This window comes from Bartonella gliris (assembly GCF_045277155.1).
Lineage (GTDB): Bacteria > Pseudomonadota > Alphaproteobacteria > Rhizobiales > Rhizobiaceae > Bartonella > Bartonella gliris.
In genome coordinates, this window is the sequence record NZ_CP123962.1 from 285,793 (window position 1) to 302,727 (window position 16,935).

Genomic DNA, 16,935 nt, shown 5'->3' on the forward strand with positions numbered 1-16,935 from the left:
TAAGGAATATTTTTCACGTGTTATAGTGGTACGTTTGTCTTGTGCTAAAGTTGCAATACATACTAGAATAGCTAAGATATAATGTTTGGACTTTGAAATGAATTGTGGTTGGAGAGAATCGTGGGGCAATCAGAGATGACAGTAAAGAGTAAGAGTGTTTTGACATCATTGCAAAAAAAAAGTCGAAAACACATTCAAGGGTGGCTTTATTCTATTTTATTGCTTTGTTTGGCGATTGTTTTAGTGGGGGGGGCTACCCGTTTGACGGGATCAGGATTATCAATAACTGAATGGAAACCAATTCACGGCGTAATTCCACCAATTGGTGTGGAGCAATGGCAGGAAGAGTTTTCAAAATATCAACAGATAGCACAATATAAGCTGCTTAATCGCGATATGACATTAAGTGCGTTTAAAGTGATTTTCTGGTGGGAATGGGCGCATCGCGTTCTTGGGCGTCTTGTTGGGCTTGTGGCTTTGCTGGGGTTAATTTGGTTTTGGATAACCAAACCTATTGAAAAAAATATTTTGGTTCAGCTTGCTATTGTACCAATTCTCATTGCTGTTCAAGGGGCCATTGGTTGGTGGATGGTGGCTTCGGGTATTGGCCAAAGTAATCTAACAAGCGTGAGCCAATATCGTTTGGCATTCCATCTTATCACAGCATGTTTTGTTATTATTTTTGTTACTTATTTATCTCGAGGACTTACAGAATATTCAGAAAAACCAGCAAATCAAAGGATTCAAAATTTTGCCGGTTGGCTTGTTGTTCTGATTATGGTTGAGATTTATTTTGGTGCTTTGGTTGCAGGGCTTCATGCCGGAAAAGTTTATAATACATGGCCACTTATGGATGGGCAAATCATACCCGATGGATTACTACAGCATAATCCCGTTTGGCGTAATTTATTTGAAAATCCCTTGACGGTCCAATTCATTCATCGTTTTTTTGCTTATTTTTTATTTGTTACAGCGATTATTCATGCGTTGTATGTACAAAAGAATGTTCCACATTCAACCCATTCTCGTCGTGCATTTTTTATATGTGCCATGATCGTTGTTCAGGCGCTCTTGGGTATTGTTACGTTGTTACATGAAGTCCCCATAAGTTTAGGACTCATTCATCAAAGTGTTGCGCTAGCAACATTGTGTTTTTCAGTTGCGCATTGGCGAGCAACAAAAGGGGCATATCGTTCTGTTGAATGATTTTTATGACTAAAGATAATATTAGCTCCCTACAGCATTAAGTCGAGATTTTGAATAGCAGCTGCAGATGCGCCTTTACCCAAATTATCTAATATGGCACAGAGATTGAAAATCCCTTCGCTTTCATTTCCAAAAACAAACAATTTCATACCATCTGTATGTGCGAAATGTTCTGGATTGAGTTTGCTAAGTTCATCAGTTTCTTCTCGTGATGCAACTGATATGATATTCTGTCCAGCATAATGATTTTCAAGAATTTCGCGCAAATCAGAACAGTTAGCTGTTTTTGTAAATAAATGACGATGCAGTGGAAGATTTACAATCATTCCTTGAGGAAAGCGCCCTACACTTGGTACGAAAATGGGTGTTTGATTGATTTGTCCATAGACTTTAATTTCTGGCACATGTTTATGTTTAAGGTTAAGACCATAAATGAAATAATTTTCGTAAAGATCATCTTTTGGCGATTGGTTTTCCATTTGTGCAATTAATTGTTTACCCCCACCGGTATAACCAGATATTGCGTTAATTGATATTGGATAATAAGCGTCTAGCAAACCTGCTTCACGGAGTGGTCGAATCAAGCTAATTGCGCCGGTAGGATAACATCCGGGATTCGTTACGTAACGCGCTTCTTGGATACGTTTCTTTTGTCCTGCAGTCATTTCAGGAAAACCGTAGACCCATTCTGGTGTAATACGATGAGCTGTTGAACTATCAATAATTCTAATTTTTTTATTATTTTTTAGCTGGTTAACCGTTTCGCGTGCAACGTTATCTGGAAGACATAAAATAGCAATATCGGTTTGATTAAGACAGTCTCGACGAATATCAATGTTATGTCTATCTGTATGAGAAAGAGAGAGTAATTCTAAATCCGAACGCTCTGCTAGTCGCTTTTGTATCTGTAATCCAGTCGTTCCATGTTCACCATCAATAAAAACTTTTGTTGCCATTCTATTTGCCTTGAATCAATTTTTTTTCATATTCAGCTTGTCACACTATAATGCATTGTAAATTATTGAATACCTTAAGGTGGGAGGTTATTTTCTGATAAAAATGCTGCAATAATAATATGTTAAGATAAACATAATACTCATTTTGCACTATTTGTTTTTGCAAGGCTAGAATTTTATTGTTAGATAGCAAAAAACTGATTTAAATTACAAAAAAATAAGGCAAATATTTACTGTATTTTTGAATAAAAACAATTTAAAATATTTGGTCTGCACGGCTTGCTGTGTTATCGTTCATTACTTTATTTTTTTTATGTTAGGAACGTGTTTTATGACCCAGCAAGCAAATGACACACAAGAACGCTTTTTTAATGATAATTTACAAACCGTTGATGTTGCAATTTTTGATGCAATTAGGGGGGAGTTTCATCGTCAACAACATGAAATTGAGCTGATTGCGTCAGAGAATATTGTTTCGAGAGCAGTTCTTGAAGCACAGGGATCGGTTTTAACCAATAAATATGCAGAAGGTTATCCAAGAAAGCGCTACTACGGAGGGTGTCACTTTGTTGATGTGGTTGAAGATTTAGCAATTGAACGGGCAAAACAGCTTTTTGGTGCTGCTTTTGCGAATGTTCAGGCTAATTCTGGTAGCCAAATGAATCAAGCTGTGTTTTTAGCTTTACTCCAACCTGGTGATACATTTATGGGGTTGGATTTAAATTCTGGTGGTCATCTTACCCACGGTTCATCCGTCAATATGTCGGGAAAATGGTTTAATGTTGTTTCTTATGGTGTGCGTAAAGAGGATCAAATTCTTGATATGGAGGAGGTTGAGCGTCTTGCAAAGGAACGTAAGCCTAAACTTATTATAGCAGGTGGCTCCTCTTATCCTCGCCTATGGGATTGGAAGCGATTCCGTGAAATTACAGATGAAATCGGAGCTTATTTACTTGTTGATATGTCTCATATTGCTGGCTTAGTCGCTGGTGGTGTTCATCCTTCACCTGTTCCACATGCGCATATTGTGACGACTACAACACATAAATCGCTGCGAGGTCCTCGTGGTGGTTTGATCTTAACAAATGATGAAGCTTTAGCGAGAAAAATCAACTCGGCGATTTTCCCCGGTCTTCAAGGTGGTCCTTTAATGCATGTGATTGCGGCTAAGGCTGTTGCATTTGAGGAGGCTTTACAGCCTGCTTTTAAAAATTATAGTGCCAATGTTGTTGCTAATGCCAAAACCCTAGCAAAGACATTACAGAATAATGGTTTTAATATTGTCTCTGGCGGTACAGACAATCATTTGTTGTTGGTTGATTTGCGTTCCAAAAATTTGACAGGAAAACGTGCGGAATTGGCTTTGGGACGTGCTTATATTACCTGCAATAAAAATGGTATTCCTTTTGATCCTGAAACACCATCTGTGACATCAGGGATTCGTTTGGGATCACCTGCTGCGACAACGCGTGGTTTTGCAGAAAGCGAGTTTATTCAAATTGGTCATCTGATTTCAGAAGTTCTTGATGGTCTCAGGATGGCAAAAAGCGATGAGGACAATAGTAGCGTTGAAATGGCTGTTAGGAAAAAGGTAGAAGTTATGACAAATAAATTTCCTCTTTACTCTTATCTTAGCACTTGTTAAGGATATAAAAAGATGCGCTGTCCTTACTGCCAATATGAGGATACACAGGTTAAGGATTCGCGCCCTGCTGAGGAGGGGGCAGTAATTCGTCGTCGGCGTGTGTGTTCTGTTTGTGGTGGCCGTTTTACAACTTTTGAACGTGTTCAACTGCGTGAGCTTTTGGTTTCTAAAAAAAGTGGTCGATGTGAGCCATTTGATCGTGATAAATTGATGCGATCGGTTGATATAGCTGTGCGTAAACGCAATATCGATCCCGATTATCTTGAACAAGCAATTTCTGGCATTGTACGTCGGCTCGAGAGTTTAGGAGAACCGGAGATTACTTCGGAAAAAATTGGGCATCTTGTGATGGAAGCATTGAAAGGCATTGATGATATTGCTTATATTCGGTTTGCTTCTGTCTATCGAGATTTTCGTAATGCAAGTGATTTTCACGATGTTATAGACGAATTGTCAAAGGGTATAACGGATACAGAATCTTGTTTTGATGAATGAAAAAGCGCAAGATGAGCGGTTTATGGCTGCTGCTATCCGTTTGGCAGAGCGTCATGTCGGTCTTACTGGTGAAAATCCTTCTGTCGGCACATTAATCGCACGAAATGATGGTAGTGCAGGGACCTCCATTGTTGGCTATGGTGTTACAGCCATCCACGGGAGGCCTCATGCTGAGATACAAGCTTTACACATGGCAGGCCCCTTGGCCCGTGGTGCTACTGCCTATGTTACTCTAGAGCCTTGTTCACATTATGGCAAAACTTCGCCGTGTGTAAATGCTCTTATAAATTCAGGTGTTTCACGGGTTGTTATTGCTCTTACTGATCTAGATAAGCGGGTTGATGGCCGTGGTATTGCTCTTTTGCGCGCAGCTGGCATTGAGGTTGTTGAGGGAGTTTTGGCTGAAGAGGCTTTTGAAGCGTTGTGCACGCATTGGTGTATAAGGAAGCTCCAGCGCTGTGCAGTCACTTTAAAAATGGCAATTTCTGCTGATAATGGTGTGGGAAAAAAAGGGCAGGGTGGAATAAAAATTAGTGGAATCACTTCTCATACCCATACCCATATTCTACGTGCTCAAAATAATGCTATTATTGTTGGTATTGGCACTATATTAGCCGATGACCCGCAATTAAATTGCCGTTTGCCAGGGATGGAGAGGCGTTCGCCTATACGTATTATTTTGGATACTGATTTATGCATTCCACTTAATGCAAAAGTTGTCCAAACTGCAACAACAATTCCTACATGGGTTATTTGTAAGACGAATCTTTCAAAGAAGCGCAAAAAAAGTGCGCTAGAACAGTATGGTGTATCTGTATATTCGGTAGAAATGAGCAATGGTTGCATGCAGCCTCTTGCTATTTTACAGCTGCTTTATCAATGTGGAATCAATAGCGTTTTACTTGAGGGAGGCGTAAAGACAGGAGAAAAGTTTTTAAATGCTGGTTGTGTGGATCATTTGATATGCTTTTATGCACCCATTATTTTAGGTGAAGACCGTATTGAAGCCCCTCATTTTGCGAATTACCTTTCGCAATTTCATGAAGTTGAGACAAGAATGTTTGGAAATGATCGTTTTTATAAATGGAGGCGTAAGACGTTATGTTCACAGGGATTATAACGGATATTGGTTGTGTTGAAGATATTCAATCTTTAAACCAAGGAGTGCATTTAAAGATTTCTACGCGCTATGATATGAAGAGTTTAGAAATTGGAGCATCAATTGCGTGTTCAGGGATTTGTCTGACAGTTGTTGAGAGAGGATCAAAACAAGCGAATAACAATTGGTTTGCTGTAGAAGCGTGGGAAGAAGCATTGCGTTTGACTAATCTTGCACAATGGACAAAAGGAACTTTTGTTAATTTAGAACGTTCGCTACGATTGGGTGACGAAATGGGTGGACATTTGGTTTCTGGTCATATTGATGGTTTGGCTGAGATCGTTGATCAGAAAAATGAAGGTGATGCAGTTCGTTTTTTTCTACAAGTTCCATCACGATTGACGCCCTTTATTGTAAATAAAGGTTCTATTGCACTTAATGGAACATCTTTGACTGTTAATTCTGTTGAGAATCGTGTTTTTGATGTTCTTATTATTCGCCATACACTTAAAGTGACAACTTGGGGACAAGCTAAAATTGGAGATCAGGTCAATTTAGAAATTGATCAATTTGCTCGTTATGCTGCCAAATTGTCTGATTTTAAAGTAAAAGATGAATAAGTGATATTATAACTTTTACAACTTTGTGTTTTATACTTCCTAAGTTTTTTGTTAATTTTTTGTGGGATTCCATTATGGTAAAAGAGATACGTAAAAAGCCGCATGTATTGATTGTTGAAGCGCGCTTTTATGATGGGATTTCTGATGCGCTTCTTACAGGTGCAGTGGGTGTTTTGCAAAAAGCTGAAGCCAGCTATGATATTGTGACAGTGCCAGGAGCATTAGAAATACCAGCTGCAATAGCTTTTGCCGAAAAAAGTAAGGTACTTTACGATGGTTATGTAGCACTTGGTTGTGTTATTCGGGGTGAAACATATCACTTTGAAATTGTTGCTAATGATTCTTGTCGTGCATTGATGGATTTAACTGTCCATAAGAATTTGGCTATTGGAAATGGTATTTTGACCGTTGAAAATGAAGAACAAGCATGGAAGCGTGCAAAACAGGATAAAAAAAATAAGGGTGGTTTTGCTGCTGAAGCTGCTTTATGTATGATCGCTCTAAAAAAGAGATTTGGAGATAATCATTAAATATGGCTGATATAAAAGGCAAATATTCTCCGCGTTCAGCCAATAAACGTGGAGCGGCAAGACTCGCTGCAGTTCAAGCACTTTATCAAATGGATATAGTGGGTTCTGGTGTGATGGAAACAGCAGCTGAATACGAGGCTTATCGTTTAGGAAAAAATATCGATGGAGATCAGTATCTTGATGCTGATTTTCAGTGGTTTTTGGCTATTATAACTGGTGTTGTAAAAGATCAGAAACAGCTTGATCCTATGCTTCATCAACAGCTTTCTGCAGAGTGGTCACTTTCACGTCTTGATTCTATACTACGAGCAATTTTGCGTGCAGGTTTATGGGAGTTAATCAACCGCCAAGATGTGCCTATTGCTGTTGTTATGAATGAATATGTCGATATAGCAAAGGCATTTTTTGAAGGTGATGAGCCAAAGCTTGTCAATGCGGTTCTTGATAGTATGGCGAAGAAAATTCGCCACTAAAAGCAGTGCTACAATCTCGATGTTATCGGGACTGATAACATCGAGATTGTATCCAGAATATGAGAATTTAGTTGTGAATTGGCAAATTTGCAGGGCCTGCAGGGCCTTTAATAATCTGGATTAAGAAAGGTTGTTCTTTGGTTGCAGTTGGTGTCGTTTGTGCAATGAAATCGAATACCTGACCATCTTGTAGACCATAATTGGCTACTTTAACAACTTGGTTGTTTTTATTAAAGTAAATGGCTAAAACTTTGCGATCAATAATCTTAGTTTTCATAAACTGCATCCCACGGTACCGAGTTTGTGAGATGTAATAAAAGACCTCATTGTCATATTTTGTTTTTAGTGAAGGGGTTCCTAAGGTTAAAATAACTTGCTCTTGACTTGATCCAATAGCAATAGAATCAAGAGCATTTTTATCAAGGATATAGCCTTCTTTATATATCTGGCTTGAACCTGAAGAATCAATAAGACTACAACCAGCAATTGCTACCATGTTTGCTATTAACAGACCAATCAATAACTTGCGTTTGATTAAGGCCATTCTGTGGGGCACTTGAAACAATGATATCTCCATTTTATCTTAGACGTATGACAAGAAGGCAACCTCAAGTTTTTTTCTAATTTTAGCTTAATCTGCCATAGCTTACATTGAGTTTCCCTGTTATAAGGTAAATTATGCCATACAGAATTTCTTTAGAAAAGAAAAAAAATCAATGAAATGTACTTTAGCTAAATAAAAGCACAGTATATTCATCCCTTCATATTCGGGAGCCGCCAATGAATGTTCAAAATGTTTCTCAAATGACATTTGCTTTGGCTTATTCAATCTCAGTACGTTCATTACCCCTTAAAGGTATAAGGGTTCATATTTGTGCAGATCAACGAGAATGTGCACATTTAGCTAAGAATCATGATTTAGTTGAAGTGAAATCTTGTGAGGGGGAATTCCATATTTTACCGTGGAAAAAGCGTGGGGTACGCGTAAAAGGTTTTCTGCGGGCGCGTATAATACAATTGTGTGTTATCACATTAGAACCACTAGAAAATAATCTCTATGAAAATATTGAGGTTGTTTTTGTTCCAGAAGACTCAAACTTGATGAAACCAAAAATATCAGAGGATACAGGTGAATTATTTTTAGATGCGGAAGGACCAGATATACCAGAAGTGTTTTATGGCGATAAGATTGATATTGGTGCAGTCATGGAAGAATTTTTTGAGTTGTCAATTAATCGTTATCCGCGAAAAGAGGGGATAAATATGAGTATGGTTGAAAATTTAGAAGAAGCTGAGCAAAAATTATCACCATTTTCTGTTTTGAAAAGTTTGAAGTGATTGTAAAAGCATAAAAAAGTTATCTATTGTATACTATTATAAATATTATAAAAACGGTATTTTCCACGAGGCTATTTTTGCACAATATGCTTCGCGGTTGTTCAATAGCAAAAATTGCAACATGAGTTTAAAAGCGTAAATGAAAAGATGTGGGATGTGCTAGCGTGATTAGAATTTCTGTGGATGTAATGGGTGGTGATTATGGTCCGGAAGCGGCTATTGCAGGAGCAGCAATTGTACAAAAATATTTTCCAAATATTTATTTTCTATTTTATGGAGTAGATGATGCTGTTAAGCCAGTTTTAAAAAAATACCCTTGTTTAGCTTCTGTGTCGCGCTTTTATCCTACAGAAAGTTATACGCGTATGGATGAGAAGCCAAGCCAAGCACTTCGCAATGGGCGTGGTAAATCATCAATGTGGTATGCAATCGAAGCAGTAAAAAATGGTGAAGCTGATGTTTGCATTTCTGCTGGTAATACTGGTGCACTCATGGCAATGTCCTATTTTTGTTTAAAAATGATGGCAGAGGCTGAACGTCCTGGGATTGCAGGTATTTGGCCAACACTTCGTAGTGAGAGTATTGTTTTGGATATTGGGGCAACGATTGGTGCATCTGCTAGCCAGTTGGTTGATTTGGCGGTTATGGGAGCGGGCATGTTTCGTGCCTTATATCACACTGAAAAACCAAGTGTTGGGCTCTTAAATGTGGGGGTTGAAGAGGTTAAAGGCCTTGATGCAATCAAAAAGGCTGGAATGATATTGCGTGAAGTGCAATTAGAAGGCTTAGAATATAAGGGATTTGTTGAAGGTAATGATATTGGAAAAGGAACAGTAGATGTTGTTGTAACAGAAGGCTTTTCTGGTAATATTGCTTTAAAAACAGCAGAGGGGACTGCGCGGCAGATAGGGGAGATCTTAAACTCCGCTATGCGTAGCTCTTTTTTTTCATCTCTTGGTTATTTTTTATCGCGGGGCGCTTTTCGTACACTTAAACATAAAATGGATCCGGATAGAGTTAATGGTGGAGTGCTTTTAGGTTTGAATGGTGTTGTCATAAAAAGTCATGGTAGTGCTAATGCTGGCGGTTTTGCTTCTGCTATCCGCATTGGTTATGAGATGGTTAATAATGGACTTTTGCAGAAAATAACCGCTGATTTACGGCGGTTTCATGAAAATAAAGAAACACTTTTTGATAAAGAAGATGAAGCCACGATAAATGAGGAGGCCATATGATAAACATTTTTAGTATAAGTGAGAAATTTCAGAAAAAGGTTAGAACCTAATGATTCGATCCGTTGTGCGTGGTGTAGGAAGTGCCTTGCCTAAAAAGAGCTTATCGAATGATGAGATTGCAAAATTTGTTGAAACATCAGATTCGTGGATCGTTCAGCGTACAGGAATACGCCAACGTTATATTGCCAATGAAAATGAAACAACGGTTTCTTTAGGAGTCGAGGCTGCACAAGCAGCGCTTATCAATGCTGGTTTAACAATAAAAGATATTGATTGTATTATTTTAGCAACCTCAACACCAAACCGAACTTTTCCTGCTTCTGCTGTTGAGATTCAGCATGCTTTAGGAATGAGCCGTGGATTTGCTTTTGATGTTCAAGCTGTTTGCTCTGGTTTTATTTTTGCCTTAACAACAGGAGATGCTTATTTACGCTGTGGAGCAGCCAAAAGAATTTTGGTTATTGGATCTGATACATTTTCTCGAATTTTAGATTGGGAAGATCGTACAACATGTGTTTTGTTTGGTGATGGCGCGGGTGCGGTTGTTTTGGAAGCACAAGAACTTAAGGACGATATGGCTTTTAATTGTGGCATATTGTCTGCAAAATTGCGCTCTAACGGTGCATATATGGATAAGCTGTATGTTGATGGTGGACCTTCAACAACGCAAACGACAGGCTATTTACGTATGGAAGGACGAGAAGTTTTTAAATATGCAGTTGGTATGATAACGGATGTGGTTGATGATTGTTTTGCAGCTGCTGGTATAGATTCTTCACAATTAGATTGGTTTGTGCCTCATCAGGCTAACAAACGTATTATTGAGGCATCAGCTAAAAAACTTGGAATTGCTCTAGATAAAGTTGTAATTACTGTTGATCAACATGGTAATACGTCTGCAGCGTCAGTGCCATTGGCTTTAACAACGGCTATTCATGATGGAAGGATTAAAAAAGGAGATCTCGTCATGTTAGAAGCTATGGGAGGTGGATTTACATGGGGAGCAATTCTTATTCGTTGGTAGATTATAGTCGCTTGACCATATTTGAATAAAACGTATAAATCATTTTGTAATTTTTAATATTTGAATAGGTGGTTATAATGACAAGTAAGACAGTAACGCGTGCAGATTTAGCGAGCGTAGTTTGTAGAAAAGTGGGCTTGTCACATACTGAATCAGCAGCTTTGGTGGAATTGGTTTTAGAAGAAATTTGCAATTCACTTGTAAGAGGTGAGGTAGTTAAACTCTCTTCTTTTGCGACGTTTCAAGTTCGTAATAAAAGTGAACGTGTTGGACGTAATCCAAAGACCGGTGTTGAAGCGCCTATCCTGCCACGACGTGTCGTGACGTTTAAGGCTGCAAATGTACTGAAACAAAGAATTTTGGATTCGCATCGCGCAAGAAAAAAATAATATCACCTGAGTAAACTTTGTTACAAGGTTTGGTATTTGTTAAAAAATTATATAAAATAAAATCCTATATTCTATTTTAAGCAAAAAGCTTTTTAGTTTAAATGGAATCAAATGTGGTCCTATTTTTGACCAATCTTGTTGAGAGATTAGAATCTGATGAGTCGTCATAGAATTATTGGTCGTGTTTTAGATAAGGTGTTGCAAAATGGATAAGAGCTCTGATGCTTTTCGTACCATTAGCGAAGTAGCCGAGTTATTAGGGCTTCCGCAGCATGTATTAAGATTCTGGGAAACACGTTTTAGGCAGATTAAACCAATGAAGCGTGGTGGGGGAAGGCGCTATTATCGCCCAGTTGATGTTGATTTGCTTAATGGTATCAAGCAATTACTGTATGATCAGGGGTATACAATAAAAGGTGTACAGCGCCTTTTGAAAGAAAATGGTGTTGCTTTTGTTACTGCATTGGGTAATGGTGATCTTGATGCTATGAATATTGTAATAGAAAAGAAACATGCAGAGCAAACTTCTGAATCTACCAATAGTAAGCCTAAAAAATCCTCTTTTGGGCTTTTAAGTTTTATGAAGCATGAGGGGGAAGCGTCTGTCGGTTCTGTGAATATTTACAAAGACAAAACTGATAAAGCATTGTTGCAAGAAACACTGTTTGAACTCATTGAATGTAAGCGTGTGCTTGACAGAGCACGATAACGATGATCACCTTCACTTTATAATCCCTTTCATTTTTTACCACCCTTTAAGCATTTATTAAACGGCGTAAATCTGGTGGTGTTGCTTCGTTTGTGAGCTGCTTAATAACTTCTTCTATAGGTAAAAGAACTTGATCTGTGCTTCCTAAGCGGCGCATATTCACACTATTTGTTTCAGCTTCACGTCTACCGCATACCAAAATTACCGGAACTTTTTGTAAAGAATGTTCACGTATTTTATAGTTAATTTTTTCATTACGAAGATCTGATGTTGTTGAAAGTCCGACAGCTTTCAGCTTTGCCGTTATTTTTTTTGCATATTCATTTGCTTCGGATGTAATTGTTGCTACAACGACTTGTTCAGGAGCAAGCCAGAGTGGCATATGTCCAGCAAAATTTTCGATTAATATACCAAGAAAGCGCTCCATCGATCCAAAAATGGCACGGTGAATCATGACTGGCTGGCGTTTTTCTGAATCTTTATCAATATAGAATGCATTAAAACGTTCAGGAAGGTTAAAGTCTACTTGTGTAGTTCCGCATTGCCATTCGCGACCAATAGCATCCTTCAGTGTATATTCAAATTTAGGTCCATAAAATGCACCTTCACCTGGAAGGATACTTGTTTTGATTTGTCCTGCGGATTTTGTCTCAATCATTTTAAGAACAGATTTCATGATATTTTCTGCATGATCCCATAATGCATCAGATCCGACACGTTTTTCTGGGCGTGTTGAAAGTTTAAGACTGATTTCTTTAAAACCAAAATCAGCATAAGTTGATAAGATCAGGTCATTAATATTGAGGCATTCATCGGCTAACTGCTCATCTGTACAAAAAATATGTGCGTCATCTTGTGTAAAGCTACGCACACGCATAAGTCCGTGTAAGGAACCTGAAGGTTCATAGCGATGGACAAGACCAAATTCCGCGAGTCTTATGGGCAAATCTCGGTAAGATTTTAAACCATGTTTAAAAATCTGCACATGACCAGGGCAATTCATTGGTTTAAGAGCGTAAAGACATTTATCATCCCAATCATCAGCTGCTGGAATTGCTTTGAACATATTCTCCTTGTACCATTCCCAATGACCAGATAATTCCCAAAGTGATTTATCGAGAACTTGTGGTGCATTCACTTCAGCATATTGATGATCATCAAGGCGTCTACGCATATAGCTGATCAAATTTTGGAACATTTTCCAGCCTTTTTTGTGCCAAAAAATCATTCCTGGGCTTTCTTCTTGAAAATGAAATAAGTCCATTTCACGTCCCAAGCGGCGATGATCACGTTTTTCAGCTTCTTCTAGTATGTGTAGATAAGCTTTTAAGTCATTCTCATGAGCAAACGCCGTACCATAAATTCTCGTTAGCATCGGATTATGAGCATCACCCCGCCAATAAGCTCCTGCAACTTTCATCAGTTTGAAAGCATTTCCAATTTGTCCAGTAGATTGCATGTGTGGACCACGGCAAAGATCAAACCAATCACCTTGATAATAGATTTTCAAATCTTGATTTTCGGGAATGCTATCAATAAGCTCGACTTTATAAAGCTCGTTTTTTTGAGAAAAAATCTCCTTTGCTTTTTTGCGAGACCAAACTTCTTTTCTGAATGGTTTATTACGTTGGATAATTTCACGCATCTTTTTTTCAATGATGGTGAGATCACTCAATGTAAAAGGTTGTTCACGTGCAAAATCATAATAAAAACCATTTTCAATAACAGGGCCAATTGTAACTTGCGTTCCAGGAAAGAGCTCCTGTACTGCTTCGGCTAGGACATGCGCACAATCATGGCGTATAAATTCAAGGGCACGCGGGTCGTCTCGGGTAATGATTTCTATCTGACCAGACTGCCCTAAGGGATCCGATAGATCTCGTGTGATACCATTAAGGCTATAGGCCACTGCTTTTTTTGCAAGTGATTTAGAAATCGATTCCGCTAATTCTAAGCCAGTCATTTCGCTGGGATAATCACGATTTGAACCATCGGGAAAAGAAAGAGAAACAGAGCAAGACATAAAACACCCCTTTAATCCAATTCCGCGAATGATTGCGGATGGTTTCGTGAAAACTTAGTGATAAATCAGTTAAGGCCAATAGGCTAATTTTCTATCAATACACATAAAAAAAGAAAAGAACTATTTGTTATGTCTGGCAGAAATTTTCCAGTAGTGCCAAGGTTTATAAAAACAGTAAGAATCTCCAAGAGAGGTAGGTACGGGATCAAAACCATGTGTTCCAAATGGACCACAACGCACGAGACGAAACAGTCCCAACCACGCGCCAGCCCACAGCCCATGACGTGCGATTGCTTCATAGGTATACTCCGAACAGGTCGGTGCATGGCGACATTGATTTCCTATAAAGCAAGAAAGTGTTAGTTGATAAAAACGTATCAAGAGAATACCAAGTAATCGTCCAGGTGTTTTTCGCCAAGGACCCGTATAATTACGCGTTTGTCTCTTTTTTTGTTGAGGGTGTGATTCAAGCATTTATTTTTCTTCAATTTGTTCAATACAATCTATCACGGCATCAAAGATAAGCATCGTTGATGTGTGGCGTGCTTTATAGTCTTTAATGGGCTGCAAGCAAGAAAATGCTTCGAATGGAGCTGACGGAGGGGGGCCATCTTCTGTCAGCATCTGATAGATAATTTCACGTAATAGTTTAAGATTTTGTGTTGTTTGACCAATGATATGATATGCTAAAAGTGAAGCTGCAGCCTGCCCGAGCACACATGCGCGCACTTCCTGAGCAAAATCTGTAACGGTATGATTTGCTACTTTTAGATCTACAGTAGCTGTTGAGCCGCAAATGTGTGCACGTTTTTTTGATGTTGCATCCGGATTATTAAGACGGCCAATTTTGCTTATATGCGCAGCATATTCAAGTATTTTTTCACTATAGATGTTATCAATCATGAGCTATTGCCTGAAATTTCGAGAGCTGTGATTGTTTAAGCTTTTAATTGGATTATATAGAGATTATACAGGATGAAATAGGTAGGTAGCAAATGCTTTGTATAGAGTGAACTTGGAGTTTTTAAATGCACAATGTTAAAGGAGATACTAAAAACCCATTTTTATCTGAGAACAAACGTCCTAGTTCTGAAGAAGTAGAAGCAGCGATTCGTACATTACTGTTATGGATGGGGGAAAATCCGAATCGAGAAGGGCTTTTAGATACTCCTAAGCGTGTAGCTAAGGCATATCGCAATCTTTTTACGGGTTATACCGAATCGGTTGAAGAGATCTTGGATACAGTTTTTGAAGAAGTTTCAGGATATAATGAATCAGTAATAGTCAAGGATCTCTCTTTTTATTCACATTGTGAACATCATATGATTCCAATTGTTGGTAAAGCACATATTGCTTATCTTCCTGATGCAAAGGTCGTTGGTCTTTCAAAAATTGCTCGTGTTGTAGATATCTTTTCGCGTCGTTTACAGACACAAGAAGCTATGACAGCTCAAATAGCTAATGCTTTGGAAACACATCTAAAACCTCGCGGTGTTGCGGTATTGATTGAAGCTGAACACATGTGTATGGCTATGAGAGGAGTACGAAAGCAGGGAGCTACGACGATTACGACAAGTTTTCATGGTTCTTATGAAAAGGATAAAGTTGCACAAGCTAATTTTATGATGATGGTGTGTAGATCATAGTAAAGTCCATGTTTTCATAATCTCTATTGGGGTATAGGTGATCTAGATAAAATAAATCATCGGAAAGTGAAAATAGGCTTGTGCCTTGCTTTGTGATTTGTTAAATCCAAAAAGACAATATATTTGGCTTCACCACGTGCGGTCGTGGCGGAATTGGTAGACGCGCAGCGTTGAGGTCGCTGTGGGGCAACCCGTGGAAGTTCGAGTCTTCTCGACCGCACCAATTATGGATTTTCTACAATATCACTTGATGTTGTTGTTTATCTTATCTTGTTGTTTTTATTTAATTAATTGTCTTTTATATACGACCTTGATATCCGATGAATCTGTCAAAAGCGCAATTCAAAAGGTGGTTTAAAAGGTGGTTTAAAAAGTGAATAGGAAAACAAGAACACGTGATAGATTATCCGCCTTATCTGTCAAAAATTTACCTAAAGGTAAATATGCGGATGGAGCTGGGCTATGGCTTATTAAGACAGCACAGAATCAAGGACGTTGGGTTTTTCGATTTGATTTCAATAAAAAACGTCGTGAAATGGGATTAGGCTCTTGTAGCATTGTATCTTTGAAAGAAGCAAGGCTTAAGGCTACAGCTTGCCGTGATCTTTTAAACCAAGGTATTGACCCGATTCGTAAAAGGAAAAATGAAAAATTACGGCGGGCGGTTGATAGTATTTCTTTAAGAGAAATTGTTTTAAGCGCTTTTGAAGCCAAGAAAAGTGAATTGAAGAATGAAGGAACAGCCGCAAGGTGGTTAACACCTCTTACATTGCATGTTTTTCCTAAGCTTGGAGATATAGCAATTACTGAATTGACGCAGATTGATATAAAAGAGTGCTTATCTCCTATTTGGAAAACCAAAAACGAAACAGCAAGCAAGGCTTTATCGCGTTTGAATATTGCTATAAAACATGCTGCAGCACGTGGCATAGATGTGGATATGCAATTGGTACCAAAAGCAAAAGCTTTATTGGGAAAATTTATTCAAAATGTTCAAAATATTCCGGCTATGCCATGGAAAGAAGTTCCGGAATTTTATCAATCCTTAGATGATAATATTGTATCAAATTTAGCCTTAAAGCTTTTAATTTTAACGGGGGTTCGTTCAATGCCCATTAGGCATATACGGTTGGAGGAGATTAATCAATCAATATGGATAATTCCAAAAGAAAATATGAAGGGGATAGTTGGAAAGGTTTTTGATTTTCGTGTACCGCTTACAGAAGAAGCGATTGCTATCATTGAAAAAGCAAAAAGAATCGAAAAAATGGATTTTTGTTTGTTGGAAATTCTGGAAAGCCTATATCTGATATGACGCTTTCTAAATTTATGAAAGATAGAGGGATTGCTTATCGACCTCACGGATTCAGATCTAGTCTTCGTGATTGGATAGCAGAGACAACATCAACACCATTTGAAATCGCGGAATTTACTTTGTCTCATTCAGTGGGGAATTCAGTCACAAAAGCCTATATGAGAACTGACTTTTTAGAACAGCGTCGTATTCTTTTAGATCAGTGGTCATCTTTTGTGACTGGGCGTTGATT

18 protein-coding genes, 1 tRNA gene and 1 pseudogene are annotated in these 16,935 nt (G+C 38.4%); 15 read left to right on the forward strand and 5 right to left on the reverse strand.

What is annotated here, in order from left to right; all coding sequences use genetic code 11:
* Positions 1–135 precede the first annotated feature (135 nt).
* On the forward strand, positions 136–1,206 hold the full coding sequence (locus QHG54_RS01185; protein WP_406604280.1) for a COX15/CtaA family protein: 1,071 nt from the start codon (positions 136–138) through the stop codon (positions 1,204–1,206).
* A gap of 29 nt (positions 1,207–1,235) precedes the next feature.
* On the opposite strand, the gene argC is transcribed toward QHG54_RS01185, so the two are convergent.
* Positions 1,236–2,162: an N-acetyl-gamma-glutamyl-phosphate reductase gene (gene argC / locus QHG54_RS01190; protein ID WP_317993328.1), complete on the reverse strand. Its 927-nt coding sequence runs from the start codon at positions 2,160–2,162 to the stop codon at positions 1,236–1,238.
* Positions 2,163–2,493: 331 nt separating this feature from the next.
* Between argC and glyA the strand changes: the two genes are divergently transcribed.
* From glyA to nusB, 6 genes are all read left to right on the forward strand, one after another.
* Positions 2,494–3,807 carry a serine hydroxymethyltransferase gene (gene glyA / locus QHG54_RS01195; protein WP_406604281.1) on the forward strand — a complete coding sequence of 438 codons (1,314 nt, stop codon included), beginning with the start codon at positions 2,494–2,496 and terminating at the stop codon, positions 3,805–3,807.
* Positions 3,808–3,819: 12 nt separating this feature from the next.
* Positions 3,820–4,302 (forward strand): transcriptional regulator NrdR, encoded by a 483-nt coding sequence (nrdR, locus tag QHG54_RS01200; RefSeq protein ID WP_317993326.1) that lies wholly within the window; start codon positions 3,820–3,822, stop codon positions 4,300–4,302.
* Positions 4,295–5,422 (forward strand): bifunctional diaminohydroxyphosphoribosylaminopyrimidine deaminase/5-amino-6-(5-phosphoribosylamino)uracil reductase RibD, encoded by a 1,128-nt coding sequence (ribD, locus tag QHG54_RS01205; protein WP_317994049.1) that lies wholly within the window; start codon positions 4,295–4,297, stop codon positions 5,420–5,422. Before nrdR ends, ribD begins: the two co-directional genes overlap by 8 nt.
* The gene (locus QHG54_RS01210; protein ID WP_406604282.1) at positions 5,404–6,021 is read left to right on the forward strand and encodes a riboflavin synthase; all 618 of its coding nucleotides are present in this window, start codon (positions 5,404–5,406) and stop codon (positions 6,019–6,021) included. The genes ribD and QHG54_RS01210 overlap by 19 nt, the downstream gene beginning before the upstream one ends.
* 74 nt (positions 6,022–6,095) lie before the next feature.
* Positions 6,096–6,551, forward strand: a complete 456-nt coding sequence (locus QHG54_RS01215) for a 6,7-dimethyl-8-ribityllumazine synthase (protein WP_317993324.1) — start codon at positions 6,096–6,098, stop codon at positions 6,549–6,551.
* Between the two features lie 2 nt (positions 6,552–6,553).
* On the forward strand, positions 6,554–7,024 hold the full coding sequence (gene nusB / locus QHG54_RS01220; protein ID WP_317993323.1) for a transcription antitermination factor NusB: 471 nt from the start codon (positions 6,554–6,556) through the stop codon (positions 7,022–7,024).
* 67 nt (positions 7,025–7,091) lie between these two features.
* Here the strand turns inward: nusB and QHG54_RS01225 are convergent, their stop codons facing one another.
* On the reverse strand, positions 7,092–7,580 hold the full coding sequence (locus QHG54_RS01225) for an outer membrane protein assembly factor BamE (RefSeq protein ID WP_317994048.1): 489 nt from the start codon (positions 7,578–7,580) through the stop codon (positions 7,092–7,094).
* Positions 7,581–7,804: 224 nt separating this feature from the next.
* On the opposite strand from QHG54_RS01225, the gene QHG54_RS01230 reads away from it, so the two are divergent.
* The 5 genes from QHG54_RS01230 to QHG54_RS01250 all read left to right on the forward strand — a co-directional run bounded on the left by QHG54_RS01230 (position 7,805) and on the right by QHG54_RS01250 (position 11,719).
* Positions 7,805–8,362, forward strand: a complete 558-nt coding sequence (locus QHG54_RS01230; RefSeq protein ID WP_317993322.1) for a DUF177 domain-containing protein — start codon at positions 7,805–7,807, stop codon at positions 8,360–8,362.
* Positions 8,363–8,526: 164 nt separating this feature from the next.
* Entirely contained in the window at positions 8,527–9,597 is a 1,071-nt protein-coding gene (plsX, locus tag QHG54_RS01235) for a phosphate acyltransferase PlsX (protein ID WP_406604283.1), read from the forward strand.
* Positions 9,598–9,646: 49 nt separating this feature from the next.
* The gene (locus QHG54_RS01240; protein WP_317993320.1) at positions 9,647–10,621 is read left to right on the forward strand and encodes a beta-ketoacyl-ACP synthase III; all 975 of its coding nucleotides are present in this window, start codon (positions 9,647–9,649) and stop codon (positions 10,619–10,621) included.
* Between the two features lie 77 nt (positions 10,622–10,698).
* On the forward strand, positions 10,699–11,010 hold the full coding sequence (locus tag QHG54_RS01245) for an integration host factor subunit alpha (protein ID WP_317993319.1): 312 nt from the start codon (positions 10,699–10,701) through the stop codon (positions 11,008–11,010).
* A gap of 205 nt (positions 11,011–11,215) precedes the next feature.
* Positions 11,216–11,719 carry a MerR family transcriptional regulator gene (locus QHG54_RS01250; protein ID WP_317993318.1) on the forward strand — a complete coding sequence of 168 codons (504 nt, stop codon included), beginning with the start codon at positions 11,216–11,218 and terminating at the stop codon, positions 11,717–11,719.
* Between the two features lie 46 nt (positions 11,720–11,765).
* Here QHG54_RS01250 and thrS read toward each other — a convergent pair whose 3' ends face one another.
* The 3 genes from thrS to QHG54_RS01265 all read right to left on the reverse strand — a co-directional run bounded on the left by thrS (position 11,766) and on the right by QHG54_RS01265 (position 14,645).
* Entirely contained in the window at positions 11,766–13,742 is a 1,977-nt protein-coding gene (thrS, locus tag QHG54_RS01255; RefSeq protein ID WP_406604284.1) for a threonine--tRNA ligase, read from the reverse strand.
* Between the two features lie 120 nt (positions 13,743–13,862).
* Positions 13,863–14,216, reverse strand: a complete 354-nt coding sequence (yidD, locus tag QHG54_RS01260) for a membrane protein insertion efficiency factor YidD (protein ID WP_317993316.1) — start codon at positions 14,214–14,216, stop codon at positions 13,863–13,865.
* The gene (locus QHG54_RS01265; RefSeq protein ID WP_317993315.1) at positions 14,217–14,645 is read right to left on the reverse strand and encodes an iron-sulfur cluster assembly scaffold protein; all 429 of its coding nucleotides are present in this window, start codon (positions 14,643–14,645) and stop codon (positions 14,217–14,219) included.
* Positions 14,646–14,770: 125 nt separating this feature from the next.
* Here QHG54_RS01265 and folE point away from each other — a divergent pair, with 125 nt between their 5' ends.
* From folE to QHG54_RS01280, 3 genes and pseudogenes are all read left to right on the forward strand, one after another.
* Positions 14,771–15,388 (forward strand): GTP cyclohydrolase I FolE, encoded by a 618-nt coding sequence (gene folE, locus QHG54_RS01270; protein ID WP_317993314.1) that lies wholly within the window; start codon positions 14,771–14,773, stop codon positions 15,386–15,388.
* 138 nt (positions 15,389–15,526) lie between these two features.
* Positions 15,527–15,611, forward strand: a tRNA-Leu gene (locus QHG54_RS01275).
* Between the two features lie 150 nt (positions 15,612–15,761).
* Positions 15,762–16,933 (forward strand): annotated as a pseudogene (locus QHG54_RS01280) (tyrosine-type recombinase/integrase).
* Positions 16,934–16,935 lie beyond the last annotated feature (2 nt).

What these genes read in the sequence shown, in the direction of transcription:
- QHG54_RS01185 (WP_406604280.1), top strand. Translation starts at nt 136, where the DNA reads ATGACAGTAAAGAGTAAGAGTGTTTTGACATCATTGCAAAAAAAAAGT.
- glyA (WP_406604281.1), top strand. Translation starts at nt 2,494, where the DNA reads ATGACCCAGCAAGCAAATGACACACAAGAACGCTTTTTTAATGATAAT.
- nusB (WP_317993323.1), top strand. Translation starts at nt 6,554, where the DNA reads ATGGCTGATATAAAAGGCAAATATTCTCCGCGTTCAGCCAATAAACGT.
- QHG54_RS01245 (WP_317993319.1), top strand. Translation starts at nt 10,699, where the DNA reads ATGACAAGTAAGACAGTAACGCGTGCAGATTTAGCGAGCGTAGTTTGT.
- folE (WP_317993314.1), top strand. Translation starts at nt 14,771, where the DNA reads ATGCACAATGTTAAAGGAGATACTAAAAACCCATTTTTATCTGAGAAC.
- QHG54_RS01265 (WP_317993315.1), bottom strand. Translation starts at nt 14,645, where the DNA reads ATGATTGATAACATCTATAGTGAAAAAATACTTGAATATGCTGCGCAT.
- nrdR (WP_317993326.1), top strand. Translation starts at nt 3,820, where the DNA reads ATGCGCTGTCCTTACTGCCAATATGAGGATACACAGGTTAAGGATTCG.
- QHG54_RS01210 (WP_406604282.1), top strand. Translation starts at nt 5,404, where the DNA reads ATGTTCACAGGGATTATAACGGATATTGGTTGTGTTGAAGATATTCAA.
- QHG54_RS01250 (WP_317993318.1), top strand. Translation starts at nt 11,216, where the DNA reads ATGGATAAGAGCTCTGATGCTTTTCGTACCATTAGCGAAGTAGCCGAG.
- argC (WP_317993328.1), bottom strand. Translation starts at nt 2,162, where the DNA reads ATGGCAACAAAAGTTTTTATTGATGGTGAACATGGAACGACTGGATTA.
- ribD (WP_317994049.1), top strand. Translation starts at nt 4,295, where the DNA reads ATGAATGAAAAAGCGCAAGATGAGCGGTTTATGGCTGCTGCTATCCGT.
- yidD (WP_317993316.1), bottom strand. Translation starts at nt 14,216, where the DNA reads ATGCTTGAATCACACCCTCAACAAAAAAAGAGACAAACGCGTAATTAT.
- QHG54_RS01240 (WP_317993320.1), top strand. Translation starts at nt 9,647, where the DNA reads ATGATTCGATCCGTTGTGCGTGGTGTAGGAAGTGCCTTGCCTAAAAAG.
- QHG54_RS01230 (WP_317993322.1), top strand. Translation starts at nt 7,805, where the DNA reads ATGAATGTTCAAAATGTTTCTCAAATGACATTTGCTTTGGCTTATTCA.
- QHG54_RS01215 (WP_317993324.1), top strand. Translation starts at nt 6,096, where the DNA reads ATGGTAAAAGAGATACGTAAAAAGCCGCATGTATTGATTGTTGAAGCG.
- thrS (WP_406604284.1), bottom strand. Translation starts at nt 13,742, where the DNA reads ATGTCTTGCTCTGTTTCTCTTTCTTTTCCCGATGGTTCAAATCGTGAT.